Source organism: Sinorhizobium chiapasense (genome assembly GCF_036488675.1).
In the GTDB taxonomy this organism is placed as follows: Bacteria; Pseudomonadota; Alphaproteobacteria; order Rhizobiales; family Rhizobiaceae; genus Sinorhizobium; species Sinorhizobium chiapasense.
Map to the genome: position 1 here is coordinate 2,055,634 of NZ_CP133148.1, position 13,869 is coordinate 2,069,502.

Sequence of the window (13,869 nt, forward strand, 5' to 3'; positions counted from 1 at the left end):
GACCTGCATACGAGCAGGTCCGGTGAACAACGCCCCTTCCCCGAAGGGTATATTAGCGGCTCCGGTCACGATCGCAAAGCGGAGTCACGCATGGCCGCTCTGGACTTAAAAATGAGGCCGTTGCCGTGTGGACTGCTGCATGTCTCCTTAAATCGCATCCGATTTAAGGATAAAAACATGCAGCAATTCAAAGTGCTACGCGCTGCCGCGCTCATTCTCAGGACGGCTCGCGCATAAGGGCGGCGGCAACGACGCCGGAGAGGAATGTGAGGGCGGCGACCGCTGCGATCGCCGCGGCAAGGCCGAAACGGTCCGCGATCAGCCCCGCCATGAGCGCCCCGATCGCGTAGCCGAGGTCGCGCCAGAACCGGTAGACGCTGAGCGCGCGGGCGCGCCAGGCGGGATGCGCGGCATCCGAGACGGCGGCGATCAGGCTCGGATAGACCATGGCGGTGCCGAGGCCGATGAGGAGGCTGGCGACCAGCCACCATTCGAACTGGCGCGTCCATGCCGTCAGCAACAGGCCGACGGCCTGCACCCACATGCCGCAGGCGATCAGCCCCTTGCGCCCCCAGCGATCGCTCAACGGGCCGGTCGCGATCTGGAGGATGCCCCAGGTCGCCGGGTAGACAGCCTTGAGAATGCCGATCCGCTCGACGCCGAGGCCGAAAGAGGCGAAGAACAGCGGGAAGATGCCCCAACTCATGCCGTCATTGAGGTTGTTGACGAGCCCGGCCTGCGAGGCAGCGAAGAGGTTGCGGTCGCGGAAGGAGGTCAGCGTGAAGACCTCGCGGAACCCGATCGGCGATGGCTGCTCTGGATGTGACGAAGCCTCGAGACGCACGTGATCGCGCGTGTCGCGAACGGCGAGGATCGAGAGCAGCGTCCCGAGGACGGCGTAGCCGATGCCGAGATAGATCGGCGCCGGCCTGAGCCCATGTTCCGACGCGAGATAGCCCGTGACGAATGCCGTCAGCCCGACGGCGAGATAGCCCGCGAACTCGTTCAGCCCCACCGCAAGCCCGCGTGACCTCGGCCCGACCAGATCGACCTTCATGATCACCGTCATCGACCAGGCGAGCCCCTGGTTGATGCCGAGCAGCGCGTTGGCGGCGATGATCCACTCCCAGCTTGGTGCCGAGATGATCATGAATGGAACCGGCAGCCCGAAAAGCCATCCAAGCACGAGCACGCGCTTGCGCCCCCAGTGGTCGGCCAACTGGCCGGAAACGAGATTGGCAAGGGCCTTCACCACGCCGAAGCTGACGATGAAGGAAACGACGAGCGTCGTCGAGGCGATGTGGAACTCTTCCGCCCCGATCAGCGGCACGACGGTGCGCTCGATCCCGACCATGCCGCCGACAAAGGCGTTGATCAGCACGAGCAGCGCGAATTGCGGCCAGTTTTCCGCAAGCCCGAGCCGGATAGCGGGCGTCGTCGGCGCGCCGCTCTTCGTAGCCATCGTCACGCTCCGCGAGCGTCACCGAGAGACGAGAGCGTCGCCCGGCCGCCCCTCACGGCGAGACCTCGACCGCATATCCCGCCGCCTTCCATTCCGGAAAGCCATCCTCGAGGCGGCGGACGCGATATCCCCTCGCCCTCAGCGCCGCCACGGCCTCGAAGGACAGGATGCAGTAGGGTCCGCGGCAATAGGCGACGATCTCCTGGTCTTTCGGCAGCGCCGACAGGTGTTGTTCGAGCTCACCGAGCGGGACGTTCAAGGCTCCGGGCAGATGGCCGAGGTTGAATTCGTCCTCGGGACGGACGTCGAGAAGCGTCACGCCGCCCTCGTCGAGGCGACCGAGCAGGTCCTCGCGGCTCACCGGTTCCAGCTGATCGAGCTTTCCGAAGTAGTCGCCGACGATTTCCCTCACCTCGGCGCTGTTCTTTTCCGCATAGCCATGCAGCGACGCCACGAGGTCGAGGATCGGCCCGTCGCCAAGGCGGTAAAGCACGCGCTTGCCGTCCCGCCGGGAGCGCACATAGCCACCGCGGCGAAGCAATTGCAGATGCTGCGAGGTATTGGCGACCGTGAGCCCCGTCAGCTCCGCAAGCCGCTCCACCGAGCGCTCGCCCTGCGCCACGTATTCGATCAGTTCCAGACGATGGGCGCTGCCCAGCACCTTCGCCAGTTCGGCGAGCTGCTCGTAAATCCGGACCTTTGGACTTGTCATGGCAAATGATCCGAGGAGGAATAATCATTCAATTAATAACTTGAATGATTGCTCCTGTAAATGCGGAGGAGATGCGCGGAAGGTCCGGGATGCATCGCCGGGTATTCTTGCTCGCAAGCGGCGAGGCGCTGTTGGTTGCCCGTTCAGCGGCCTAATCGGATCCATTGCAGACGTCACGTGATCGGACATACTTCATGCTAAAAGCTGTCCGGGAGATGACCTGTGGGTGCCTCTCTCTATGAGCCAATCAACCTGTATAAGTCGATAGGGCCAGATATCGGGATAGTCGATGGACCATTCGAGTACCTGACCGTGGGTGGCGTCAGGTTACCGCTGCCTTTCACCACCCGGATGACCGTCGTGCGCCTCTCGAATGGTGATCTGTTCCTGCACTCGCCGATCAAATTTGATGAGGCGCTTGCACGCGAGCTACAGCGGTTGGGCGCAATCCGTCACCTCGTTTCGCCCAACCAATTTCACTACGCCCATATCGGGGAGTGGTCGCGGGCCTTTCCCGATGCGATCACATGGGCCTCGCCGCGTGTGCGCCAAAGGGCGCGCGCTCGCCGCATCGAGGTCACCTTCGCGCGGGACCTCGACCTCGATCCGCCCGAGGAATGGCGGCAAGACATCGACCAGACGCTCTTTCCCGGTGGATATTTCAAGGAGTTCATCTTCTACCACAAGAGATCGAAGACGCTTGTTCTCACGGATACGATCATCAACATCGAGTTGAACAAGATGCCCGAGCCTTGGCGAACGGCGACAAAGCTCAGCGGAATGTATCATCCACGCGGGCAAATCTTCTTTGGCATGCGGCTGCCGCTACTGCTGCAGCGGCGAACGGCTGAAGCAGCGTTCGCAAAGATCCGCTCCTGGCGGCCGGAGCGCATTGTGCTCAGCCACGGCCGGTGTTTCGAGTCCCGTGGCGATGACGTCATTCGGAGGATATTTGGCGGGCCGCCTCCTTGAAATCGGCCCTCACGCAAGCCCGATCTGAAACAGGAGCAGGTACTCGCTGCCGCGGCGATGCGTTGATCGTCGTTTGCGAAAAAGGTCGCACGCCGAGGCGCCGCAAACCAACGTATACCTAGTCTCCAGCCGCCTATTCCTTGATTAGATCGCAGCAGGAGCCCCCAGGTTCCGGCCATGTAGAGGAGACACCTGATGTTCAGGCCCATTGCTGCTGCCTTTTCCTTCGCATTGATTGCGGCCGCGCCCGCCTTCGCCGACGAACCGTACAACGCCAAGGTCACAACGATATTCGACCACAAGCTGCCCCATGTTCCGGGCAAGAGCATGCGGGGCGTCCTGGTGGAATACGGACCCGGTGGACACAACCCCTCGCACACGCATGCCAAGAGCGCCTTTATCTCTGCGACGGTGATCCAGGGGCGCATCAAAAGCCAGGTCAATGGTGGCGAGGTCAAGGTCTATAATACCGGCGAGAACTGGACTGAAGTTCCTGGCGATCACCATCAGGTCAGCGCCAATGCCAGTGATACCGAAGATGCCAAGATCCTCGCAGTCTTCGTCGTAGACACGGAAGAGACCGAACTTACGATCCCCGACGATTGATCGAAAATCGGCATTCCTGCCGCCGGCTCCGGGGTGCTTCCTGTGCTGCACAGCGACCCGGAGCGGGTTTATCTAAGCCGGAAGGACGGCATCTCCCCCCAATCCTCATTCCTGTGCTTGTCACAGGGATCCAGCCAGCCTACGCATGTTTCTTGTCCTTAAATCGGAGCCGATTTAGGGATAGAATATGCATCAATGAAACTGCGACAGCGACCTTTGCGCGTCCGAAGCGACGCACGGCGCTGTGGGCACGGCCCCTCTTCTGTAAACGGGGCGGTAGTGACATGGCTGTAGATCCGGCACCCGCGAACGACACGTCGGAACCGACCCGACGGGATTTTCTCTATCTGGTGACCGCAATGGCGGGCGTGGTCGGCGTCGGCGCTGCGAGCTGGCCATTCATCGACGCTATGCAACCGGACGCATCGACACTTGCGCTGGCCTCCATCGAGGTCGACATTTCCTCGCTCACCGAGGGCATGTCGCTGACGGTCAAGTGGCGCGGCCGGCCCGTGTTCATTCGCAACCGCACCGCCAAGGAGGTCGAATCGGCGAAAGCGACCGCAATCGAGGAACTCAAGGACCCGATCGCGCGAAATGCCAATCTTGACCATGATCAGGCCGCGACCGACCTCGCCCGCTCCGCCGGAGAGGGAAAGGAGAACTGGATCGTCATGATCGGCGTCTGCACGCATCTCGGCTGCGTGCCTCTTGGACAGGCGGGCGATTTCAGCGGCTGGTTCTGCCCATGCCACGGATCGCACTATGATACCGCCGGCCGCATTCGCAAGGGTCCGGCGCCGGAAAACCTCGCCATCCCGCCATTGGCCTTCATTTCCGATACCGTGGTGCGGATCGGACAAGCCGTTGCGGCATGAGCTTGGTTGGTGCTGCGGCGGTCCGTCGCAACTTTCCGTGAGCGTCTTCCAATGGCGATCGCGCTATGCCATCCATATACACATGTCTGTCGTCGTCGCGCTCCGGCGCTTCTTCTGTCTGTTGGCGTTGCTCGGGATCGTGCTCGGTCCGGTGAGCATCAGCACAACCGCAAGTGCGATGGCGCTTTCATCCGACATGCGGATGGAAGCCATGGCGGACATGCGCGATGCCGATGACATGTCCTGCTGCCCGGAGCAGCAGCCGGTTCAGAAGAACGAGTGCGGAAGCACCTGCCCTCTGGCGCTGGTCTGCTCCTCCACCATCCTGGCTCATGAAGACAGCGTGGCGGGCTGGCGCGTCGACCGTGCCTCGCTTTACCTGTCGCACGCCTTCCTGCAGGAAAGCCAACTGCCGTCGGCCATCGTAGAGCCGCCGGCCCGACCGCCCAAAGCCTGATCTCACCCGCGATTCACGGGACTCCCTGCCCGAAGCATCCTGCCTTCAACCGGAAAGTTGATGAAAGCAGACGCGGCGGCAGGTGCGTCCGACCATCGTTGTTTTTCAAGGACGCGGCCGAGAGCCCGTCCCAGGTGAGATTTACATGACAATCAGCCTTACTTTCCCCAAGGGCATCCTTGCCTCGCTCGCCATCGCGCTGGCCTCGACAACCACATCCTTTGCCGCTGCCACGGACTATGAGTTCCAGCTCGTTCAGCCCGAGGTCGCTCAGAGCCCCGAAGCAACCGTCGCCGTTCGCCTCGTTGACAGGCGAACAGCGAAACCCGTGCCCGATGCGGTGATCTTCACCACAAGGCTGGATATGGCTCCGGAAGGCATGGAAGCGATGACCACCTCGGTCGAGGCGATGCCGTCCGCCGAACCCGGCGTCTACCGGTTCAAGACGAACCTCAGCATGGAAGGCGGCTGGCGCTTCAAGCTGGCGGCCAAGGTCCAGGGCGAGGCCGAAACCGTCGAGGGCGAACTCATCCTCAAGGCAACGCCGTGAGGACCTCCAGCTTCGTGCTCCTCCTTGGCTCCCTCGCCGTCGCCGGCGGGGGAGGCTATCTGGCCGGCACGCGTGGTCTTGCCGGCAATGTCACCGATCTTTTCTCCGGGCCGGCGCTCGGGGAAACCATGTCGCCCGCGGCCATGCCGACGGGCGAGATCATCTACTACCGCCATCCCGACGGAACCCCGGAATATTCGGCGACACCGAAGGACACCGCCGACGGCCGCGCCTTCGTTGCCGTGCGGCAAAGCGAGGACGTGTCTTTCGAGCCGGTAAAGGCGGTCTCCGAGAAACCGGCACCCGCCTCGGCCGCGGGCGAGCGGAAGGTCCTCTATTACCGCAATCCCATGGGCCTGCCGGACACCTCCAAGGTGCCGAAGAAGGACTCGATGGGGATGGATTACATCCCGGTCTACGAGGGCGACGAGGCGGAGAGCAGCGTCGTCAAGGTCTCGCTGGGCAAGCTGCAGCGGACCGGGGTGAGGACCGCCACGGCAGAGCGTACCGTGGTTGCCCGCAAGGTGCGCGTCCCCGGCACGGTCACCTTCGACGAGCGGTTGGTCCGGATCGTCTCGATGCGGGCCGACGCCTTCATCGAGGGCGTCGCCAACGTCACGACCGGCGACCGGGTGAAGAAGGGAGACAGTCTCTTCCAGTTCTACTCGAAGGAGATCGCCAAGGCGGGCGCGGAATACGCGACGGAACTGCGCGGCGGCGGCAAAGCGGGCCTCGATATCGGAGGCGCGCTGCAACTGCGCAACCTCGGCGTGCCGGAGGATGCGATCAGGGCAATCGCTAGACACCGCACCGTGCCCCGCAACATGGCCTTTCTGTCGCCGAGCGACGGCGTCGTCCTTGAACGTGGCGCCACCGCCGGCATGATGGCGAAGGCGGGCGACGTCCTCTTCCGCATCGCCGACGCATCGAGGATATGGGTGATCGCGGACGTTCCGGAGTTCGATGCCGCAACGATCCGCAAGGGCTCGCCCGCAGCCGTCAGGGTGCGAAACCTCCCGGGCAAGGTCTTCAACGGCACCGTCGACCTGATCTATCCCGAACTTCAGGCGGAGACCCGGACGGCGAAGGTTCGCATCGAGCTTCCCAACCCGGAGGGGCTGCTTCTCGCCAACACCTACGCCGAAGTCGAGATCGCTTCCGCCGAGCCTGATCCGGTCGTCGCGGTGCCCAACAGCGCCGTCATCGACACGGGCGACCGCCAGCTTGTCTTCGTCGACAAGGGCGAAGGCCGTTTCGAGCCGCGCGACGTTGCTCTCGGTATCCGCGGCGACGACCGGACCGAGATCACCAGGGGGATCGAAGCCGGCGAGAAGATCGTGGTCTCCGCCAACTTCCTGCTCGACGCCGAAAGCAATCTCAACGCGGCGATCAGCGCGCTTGCCGCGAGCGAGGTGCAGCCATGATTTCCAGCGTCATCGCCTGGTCCGCCCGCAATCTGGTGCTGATCTTCGTGGGCGCCGCACTCTCGATCGCGGCGGGCATCTATGCCCTGCGCACGCTTCCGCTCGACGCCATTCCGGACCTTTCCGACGTGCAGGTCATCGTCTACACGGATTATCCCGGCCAGGCACCGCAGGTCGTCGAGGACCAGGTCACCTATCCGCTGACGACGTCGATGCTGACGGTGCCGCGATCGAGGGTCGTGCGCGGCTTCTCCTTCTTCGGCGTGTCCTTCGTCTACGTGATCTTCGAGGACGGGACCGATCCCTACTGGGCGCGCAGCCGTGTCCTCGAATACCTGAACGCCGCCTCGAGCCGTCTTCCGGACGGCGTATCACCGAGCCTCGGGCCAGACGCGACCGGTGTCGGCTGGGTCTACCAGTACGCCCTGGTCGCCAAGGAACTGTCGCTTGCGGAACTCCGCTCGCTGCAGGACTGGGTCGTGCGCTTCGCGGCCTCGAAGTCCGAGGGTGTCGCCGAGGTCGCGAGCGTCGGCGGTTTCGTCAAGCAATATTCGGTTGTGGTCGATCCGGCACGGCTGAGAGCCCAGAACGTGACGCTGAAACAGGTCGCCGACGCGATCCGCGCCAGCAACCGCGACGTGGGCGGGCGCACGGTCGAAATTTCCGAATTCGAGTTCATGGTCCGCGGCAAGGGCTATCTGCAAAGCACCGCGGACATCGAGAACATCGTCCTTTTGACCGAGGGCGGCGCGCCGCTCCGGCTCGGCGATGTCGCCCGCGTCGAGACGGTTCCGGACGAGCGACGCGGGATCACAGAGCTCAACGGCGAAGGCGAGGTTGCCAGCGGCATCGTGTTGCAGGGCTTCGGCGCCAACGCGCTTTCGGTGATCGACAGCGCCAAGAAGAGCCTTGCCGCGATCAAGGAGAGCCTTCCCGCAGGCGCGGAAATCCTGCCCGTCTACGACCGCTCCGAGCTGATCGAGGCGGCGATCGAGACGCTGAAGGGAACGCTCGTCGAGGAGTCCATCGTCGTCGCGCTCGTGACGATCGCCTTCCTGCTCCATGTCCGCAGCGCCCTCGTCGCCATCATCATGCTGCCGATCGGCATCCTGATTGCCTTCGTCGCGATGCGCGCGCTCGGCATCGGCGCCAACATCATGAGCCTTGGCGGCATCGCGATTGCCATCGGCGCGATGATCGACGCGGCGATCGTCATGATCGAGAACGCCCACAAGCACCTGGAGCGTGCCCCGCCCGATAAACCCCGCACCGAGGTCCTGATCAAGGCCGCGAGCGAGGTTGGTCCGGCGCTGTTCTTCAGCCTGCTGATCATCACCGTCTCGTTCCTGCCGATCTTCACGCTGGAGTCGCAGGAAGGCCGACTGTTCGGACCGCTTGCCTTCACCAAGACCTTCGCGATGGCGGCGGCAGCCCTTCTGTCGGTCACGCTCGTCCCTGCCCTGATGGTCGTATTCGTCCGCGGCCGGATCGTGCCGGAGCACAAAAACCCGCTCAACCGGTTCCTGATCTGGATCTACCGGCCGCTCATCTCGGGTGTCTTGAAGGCGAAGACGCTGACGATCCTGCTGGCGATTGCGGCCCTTGCCGCAACGGTCTGGCCGGCGCGCCAGATCGGCAGCGAATTCATGCCGAGCCTCAACGAAGGCACGCTGATGTACATGCCGACGACCTTGCCCGGTCTGTCTGTCACGAAGGCGGCCGAGCTGATGCAGACGCAGGACCGCATCATCAAGTCGTTCCCCGAGGTCGAGACGGTCTTCGGCAAGGCTGGAAGGGCGCTGACCGCCACCGACCCCGCACCGACGGAGATGTTCGAGACGATCATCACGCTCAAGCCGAAGTCCGAATGGCGGCCGGGCGTCACGATCGACAGCCTCAAGCAGGAGATGGACGCGGCACTGCAATTCCCCGGCGTCTCCAATGCCTGGACCATGCCGATCCGCGCCCGCATCGACATGCTGTCGACCGGTATCCGCACGCCCGTCGGCGTCAAGGTCTTCGGGACCGACTTCAAGGAAATGGAACGGATCGCCCGCGATGTCGAGACCGTGCTGAAGACGATCCCCGGCACGTCGAGCGCCTATGCCGAGCGCGTGATCGGCGGCTACTATCTCGATATCGTGCCGGACCGGCTGGCGCTCGGACGATACGGGCTTAGCGTCGATGACGTACAAGACGTGATCGGCACGGCGCTCGGGTCCGAGGTGGTCACATCGACGGTCGAGGGCCGCGAACGCTACGGCGTCGCCGTGCGCTATCCCCGGGCCTTCCGGAGCGATCCGCAATCGATCGCCCGCGACGTCCAGGTCTCGCTTCCGGGCGGCGGCAGCGTGCCGCTCGGCGAGGTGGCCGCGGTGAAGCTTTCGCGCGGTGCGACGACGATCCGCACCGAGAACGGGCAGCTCGTCGTCTACGTCTTCGTCGATATCGCCGGTCGCGATCTCGGCGGCTACGTCGCCGAAGCCAAGGAAGCCGTCGCCAAAAGCGTGGAGACGCCCGCCGGCTATTCGGTCGCCTGGAGCGGCCAGTACGAATATCTGGAACGGGCAAAGGCGCGGCTGGCGATCGTCGTGCCGCTGACGCTGGCGCTGATCTTCCTGCTGCTCTACCTGAACTTCAAGCGGCTCACCGAAACGCTGATCGTCATGCTGTCGCTGCCCTTCGCGCTGGTCGGCGGCATCTGGCTCATGTGGTGGCTTGGCTTCAATGCCTCGGTTGCCGTGGTCGTCGGCTTCATCGCCCTTGCCGGGGTCGCGGCCGAAACCGGCGTGATCATGCTGATCTATCTCGACCAGGCATTGAGAGAGCAGCGCGAGGCATGTGCGGCCGCGGGGCGCGCCTTCACGAGAGCCGACCTGCACGAAGCGATCATGGTCGGGGCGGTCGAGCGCGTCCGGCCCAAGATGATGACCGTCGTCGCGATCATGGCCGGCCTGGTCCCGATCCTCTGGAGCACGGGAACCGGATCGGAAATCATGCAGCGGATCGCGGTGCCGATGATCGGCGGCATGATCTCGTCGACCGTGCTTACGCTCGCGGTGATCCCCGCCATCTACGGGCTCGTCAAGGGCTGGCGGCTGTCGGAAAATTCCGGCAGCCAACCGGCCGCCACCGGGCTCGAACCGGCGCCTCTGAAGGAGGCGGCCGAATGAAGGGAGAATGCCATGATGAACGATATGATGGGCAGCGGCATGATGTGGGGCATGGGGGGCATCGGCATCCTCGCGCTTCTGGTCATCGCCCTCGTTATTGCCGCCCTGATCAAGTATCTGTTTTTCCGATGATACGTCACCGCGCGCAGGATAACGCACTGTTGACGGCGCGGGCCGCCGGATGGACGCATCCAGGCTTGTATTCGCGGACGTTCGGCGCGATTCTTTCGTCATGAAGCACAGGTCGGTCCGACAGCTTGTTCTTTTGCTCCTCGCGATCTTCGTCGCCGCGGGGATGGGCCTGTCGGTCGCCCAGGCGAGCGGCATGGCCGCCAGGATGGCGACGATGTCCGACATGGCCACGCCTGATCACGGTGACTGCCAGCACTGCCCTGACCAGCCCGAAAACAGTATGAAGGCTATGGCCTGCGGCAATGTCTGTGCCGCCCCCGTCTTGGCGCCGCTTCCCCTTGCGGCAGTGGTGCCGGACGGCGAGAAACCGGCTTCCGCCGTCGCCCGCGACCTGTTTCTCGACGGCACGCCCCCGCCCCCCGATCCAGACCCACCACGAACCTCCGACATCGGCTGATCTCCGGCTGTCGCGTCAAGCAAGCCGGGGAAGGAACATCCGCGCCGGTTTTTCACCGACGTGCTCTATCATCCACGATGATCGGAAGGAACGAATGTGAATAGCATCTTCAATAGCCGTGTGTCGCGGCGGGCCTTGCTTAAGGCCGGCACGGGCCTTCTGCTTGCGAGCGCGCTGCCGCCTTTCGCGGTGCGCGCCGCCGCGTCGGGCGAATATCGGATCGTCGCGACACCGGCCCGTGCGCGGCTTACCGGCGACGGTCGCCCGCAAACGGATGTCTGGACCTATGACGGCAAAGTGCCCGGCTCGCTCGTCAGGCTTCGCCAAGGCGAACCGGCGCGCCTCGTGGTCGAAAACCGCCTCGATCAGGAAACCACGGTCCATTGGCACGGCATAAGGCTTCCCATTGCCATGGACGGGGTGCCGGGCCTGACGCAGCCACCGATCAGGCCGGGTGAAAGCTTCGTCTACGAGTTCACGCCGCCTGACGCCGGCACCTTCTGGTATCACCCGCACGCCAACAGCCTGGAGCAGCTTGGCCGCGGCCTCGCTGGAGCGCTGATCGTCGAGGAACGCGAGCCTCCCGCGGTGGATCGTGACCTTCTCTGGGTGGTTTCCGACTGGCGATTGACCGACGGCGCCCGCATTGCTGCGGGCTTCGGGAACGGCATGGAGGCGGCGATGTCCGGCCGGGTCGGCAACACCGTGACCCTCAACGGCCGCGTTTCCGAGGCGGAGCCCTTCCGCGCCGGCGAACGCGTCCGCCTGCGCCTCGTCAACACCTCGCTTGCAAGGATCATGGCGCTGCGCTTCGAGGGACACCGCCCGGTGATCGTCGCCATCGACGGCCAGCCCTCGGATCCGCACGAGCCCGAGGGAGGCCGCATCCTTCTCGGCCCGGCCATGCGCGTCGATCTGATGCTCGACATGCGGGGCGAGCCCGGAAAGCGCTACGACGTCATCGACGATTTCTATGACGGCCTGTCCTACCGGCTGACTGAGCTCGCCTATGATGAGAAGGCTCCCATGCGCGAGCATCCTCTCGACGCGCTACTCGCCCTGCCCCGCAATCCCTTGCCGGAGCCCGACCTTGCCTCCGCCGAACGCCACGCGCTGAAGCTTCAGGGCGGCATGATGAGCATGGGCGGCACGTCGGACATGGGCGGCATGATGGGGGGCGGCATGATGGGCGGCGGCATGATGGGAACGGGCCAGATGGGCATGGAGACGCGAGCGGCGTGGGCGATCAACGGCCTGTCGATGACCGGCGACGGCCACGCCGGCATGGAGCCGGCACTGACGTTCAAGCGTGGACGCAGCATCACCCTGACGCTCAGCAACGCGACCGCCTGGTGGCATCCGATGCATTTCCACGGCCACAGCATGCGGGTGCTGACCCGCAACGGCAAGCCCGTGCCGCACCGTCAATGGCAGGACACCGTGCTGATGGCACCGAAGGATGTCGTCGAGGTCGCCTTCGTCGCCGACAATCCCGGCGACTGGATGCTGCACTGCCACGTCACCGATCACCAGATGGCCGGTCTGATGACCGTGCTGCGTGTCGCCTGATGCAAACAGAACTTACCCAAAGGAGAACTGAAATGAACCGCATGATCAGCCTCATGAGCCTCACCGCTCTCGTCGCCTTCGCCACGCCGGCGCTCGCCCAGTCGCTGGAGGCGACACTCTACAAGAACCCGCAATGCGGCTGCTGCGAGGGCTATGCCGCCTATCTGCGCGACAATGGCTTCAAGGTCGACGTGAAGCCGACAAATGACCTTCTCGAGATCAGCCACAAGGCAGGCGTGCCGGAAGGGATGGAGGGCTGCCACACGATGTTCATCGACGGTTACGTGGTCGACGGACACGTGCCTGTGAACGTCGTCCGCAAGCTCCTGAAGGATCGGCCCCCGATCGCCGGCATCACCCTGCCGGGCATGCCGATGGGTTCGCCGGGAATGGCCGGGACGAAAACCGAGAAGTTCGTCATCTACACCGTGCCCAAGGACGGCAAGGCACCGGAGGTCTACGCGACCGAATGACGATGATGGCCCGCATTTTCAACCGATCCGACGCGTCCGCCCCGCGCCGCCGGCTGCTGCTTCTGCTGGTGGCCGTCGGCTTCGGCGGTCTCGCGGGCACATTCATGTTCCGCGCCGCCCCCGTCGGCCCGGCGCTTGAGGGTGTTCCAAAGGGCTTCGTGCTCAGCGATGTCCCGAGACCCGTGCCGGAGGTCCAATTCACCGACGGCGAAGGACGGCCGCACACGCTTGCGGATTTCCGCGGCAAGGTCGTGTTGCTCAACGTGTGGGCAACCTGGTGCCTGCCATGCCGCAAGGAGATGCCGACGCTCGATCGGCTGCAGGCGGCGCTGGGCGGCCAAAACTTCGAGGTCGTGGCTCTCTCGATCGACCGCCAGGGAGCGGAGGCCGTGAGGACGTTCTATTCGGAGATCGGCGTGCGGAACCTCGCCTTGCACGTCGATGCCAGCGGTCGGGCGCTGTCCGCCCTCGCGGCGTTGGGCTTGCCGACGACGATACTGATCGACGCCGAGGGACGCGAGCTTCGCCGCCTGATGGGACCCGCCGAATGGGATGCGCCGGACATGGTCGCCTTCCTCAAATCGATCGTCGAAGCGCAGCGCCTGGCCGCGCCTCGCAAAAAGGAGTAATCGCCATGGACACACCCCATTCAACAGATGCATATTCCCGCGCACCCTCACTGCCTTTCGCCGACAGGCTGCCGCCGTGGCAGCGGGGCCGCCGAGGCCTCATCATGCTGGGCGCTCTCGTGCTGGGCCTCGGTGCGGTCCTCAACTGGAGCTGGCTAACCGCCGCCGGTGCCGCGCCGCTGCTGCTGAGCATCGCTGCCTGCGTCGCCATGTGCGCGCTCGGGCTTTGCATGAACCGCATGATGGGCTCTCCGAACAGTGCGTCATCGACCGTTCCTCCGGAGAGCGACGCAACCACCGGCGCGCTCGATATGCCGAGGTCGTGCTGTTCGTCCAGACAGTGCGACGAGACGACAGCCGTTCACAGGTGACCCC

At 64.3% G+C, this 13,869-nt stretch carries 14 protein-coding genes; 12 read left to right on the top strand and 2 right to left on the bottom strand.

Annotated elements, in window-relative coordinates; genetic code table 11:
• Positions 1-217 precede the first annotated feature (217 nt).
• On the bottom strand, positions 218-1,462 hold the full coding sequence (locus tag RB548_RS09890; RefSeq protein WP_331374749.1) for an MFS transporter: 1,245 nt from the start codon (positions 1,460-1,462) through the stop codon (positions 218-220).
• A gap of 52 nt (positions 1,463-1,514) precedes the next feature.
• On the bottom strand, positions 1,515-2,174 hold the full coding sequence (locus RB548_RS09895) for an ArsR/SmtB family transcription factor (protein WP_331374750.1): 660 nt from the start codon (positions 2,172-2,174) through the stop codon (positions 1,515-1,517).
• 222 nt (positions 2,175-2,396) lie between these two features.
• Between RB548_RS09895 and RB548_RS09900 the strand changes: the two genes are divergently transcribed.
• From RB548_RS09900 to RB548_RS09955, 12 genes are all read left to right on the top strand, one after another.
• A complete protein-coding gene (locus RB548_RS09900; protein ID WP_331374751.1) occupies positions 2,397-3,146 on the top strand; it encodes a DUF4336 domain-containing protein in 750 nt (249 codons plus the stop codon).
• 195 nt (positions 3,147-3,341) lie between these two features.
• Positions 3,342-3,752 (top strand): cupin domain-containing protein, encoded by a 411-nt coding sequence (locus RB548_RS09905; protein WP_331374752.1) that lies wholly within the window; start codon positions 3,342-3,344, stop codon positions 3,750-3,752.
• A 284-nt stretch (positions 3,753-4,036) separates the two neighbouring features.
• Entirely contained in the window at positions 4,037-4,630 is a 594-nt protein-coding gene (petA, locus tag RB548_RS09910; protein ID WP_331374753.1) for a ubiquinol-cytochrome c reductase iron-sulfur subunit, read from the top strand.
• An 82-nt stretch (positions 4,631-4,712) separates the two neighbouring features.
• Positions 4,713-5,087: a hypothetical protein gene (locus tag RB548_RS09915; RefSeq protein ID WP_331374755.1), complete on the top strand. Its 375-nt coding sequence runs from the start codon at positions 4,713-4,715 to the stop codon at positions 5,085-5,087.
• A 145-nt stretch (positions 5,088-5,232) separates the two neighbouring features.
• The gene (locus tag RB548_RS09920; protein WP_331374756.1) at positions 5,233-5,637 is read left to right on the top strand and encodes a FixH family protein; all 405 of its coding nucleotides are present in this window, start codon (positions 5,233-5,235) and stop codon (positions 5,635-5,637) included.
• On the top strand, positions 5,634-7,061 hold the full coding sequence (locus RB548_RS09925) for an efflux RND transporter periplasmic adaptor subunit (RefSeq protein WP_331374757.1): 1,428 nt from the start codon (positions 5,634-5,636) through the stop codon (positions 7,059-7,061). Before RB548_RS09920 ends, RB548_RS09925 begins: the two co-directional genes overlap by 4 nt.
• Complete coding sequence (locus tag RB548_RS09930) at positions 7,058-10,234, top strand: efflux RND transporter permease subunit (protein WP_331374758.1); 3,177 nt, start codon at positions 7,058-7,060, stop codon at positions 10,232-10,234. Before RB548_RS09925 ends, RB548_RS09930 begins: the two co-directional genes overlap by 4 nt.
• A gap of 232 nt (positions 10,235-10,466) precedes the next feature.
• Positions 10,467-10,823 carry a hypothetical protein gene (locus tag RB548_RS09935; protein ID WP_331374759.1) on the top strand — a complete coding sequence of 119 codons (357 nt, stop codon included), beginning with the start codon at positions 10,467-10,469 and terminating at the stop codon, positions 10,821-10,823.
• A 96-nt stretch (positions 10,824-10,919) separates the two neighbouring features.
• A complete protein-coding gene (locus RB548_RS09940; RefSeq protein WP_331374760.1) occupies positions 10,920-12,392 on the top strand; it encodes a multicopper oxidase family protein in 1,473 nt (490 codons plus the stop codon).
• A gap of 32 nt (positions 12,393-12,424) precedes the next feature.
• Positions 12,425-12,865, top strand: a complete 441-nt coding sequence (locus RB548_RS09945; RefSeq protein WP_331374761.1) for a DUF411 domain-containing protein — start codon at positions 12,425-12,427, stop codon at positions 12,863-12,865.
• On the top strand, positions 12,862-13,494 hold the full coding sequence (locus RB548_RS09950) for a TlpA family protein disulfide reductase (protein WP_331374762.1): 633 nt from the start codon (positions 12,862-12,864) through the stop codon (positions 13,492-13,494). The genes RB548_RS09945 and RB548_RS09950 overlap by 4 nt, the downstream gene beginning before the upstream one ends.
• A 5-nt stretch (positions 13,495-13,499) precedes the next feature.
• Positions 13,500-13,865 carry a hypothetical protein gene (locus RB548_RS09955; protein ID WP_331374763.1) on the top strand — a complete coding sequence of 122 codons (366 nt, stop codon included), beginning with the start codon at positions 13,500-13,502 and terminating at the stop codon, positions 13,863-13,865.
• Positions 13,866-13,869: the final 4 nt, after the last annotated feature.

Coding starts and splice junctions, on each gene's coding strand:
- RB548_RS09890 (WP_331374749.1), bottom strand. CDS start 1,462: ATGGCTACGAAGAGCGGCGCGCCGACGACGCCCGCTATCCGGCTCGGG.
- RB548_RS09895 (WP_331374750.1), bottom strand. CDS start 2,174: ATGACAAGTCCAAAGGTCCGGATTTACGAGCAGCTCGCCGAACTGGCG.
- RB548_RS09905 (WP_331374752.1), top strand. CDS start 3,342: ATGTTCAGGCCCATTGCTGCTGCCTTTTCCTTCGCATTGATTGCGGCC.
- petA (WP_331374753.1), top strand. CDS start 4,037: ATGGCTGTAGATCCGGCACCCGCGAACGACACGTCGGAACCGACCCGA.
- RB548_RS09915 (WP_331374755.1), top strand. CDS start 4,713: ATGTCTGTCGTCGTCGCGCTCCGGCGCTTCTTCTGTCTGTTGGCGTTG.
- RB548_RS09920 (WP_331374756.1), top strand. CDS start 5,233: ATGACAATCAGCCTTACTTTCCCCAAGGGCATCCTTGCCTCGCTCGCC.
- RB548_RS09930 (WP_331374758.1), top strand. CDS start 7,058: ATGATTTCCAGCGTCATCGCCTGGTCCGCCCGCAATCTGGTGCTGATC.
- RB548_RS09935 (WP_331374759.1), top strand. CDS start 10,467: ATGAAGCACAGGTCGGTCCGACAGCTTGTTCTTTTGCTCCTCGCGATC.
- RB548_RS09945 (WP_331374761.1), top strand. CDS start 12,425: ATGAACCGCATGATCAGCCTCATGAGCCTCACCGCTCTCGTCGCCTTC.
- RB548_RS09950 (WP_331374762.1), top strand. CDS start 12,862: ATGACGATGATGGCCCGCATTTTCAACCGATCCGACGCGTCCGCCCCG.
- RB548_RS09955 (WP_331374763.1), top strand. CDS start 13,500: ATGGACACACCCCATTCAACAGATGCATATTCCCGCGCACCCTCACTG.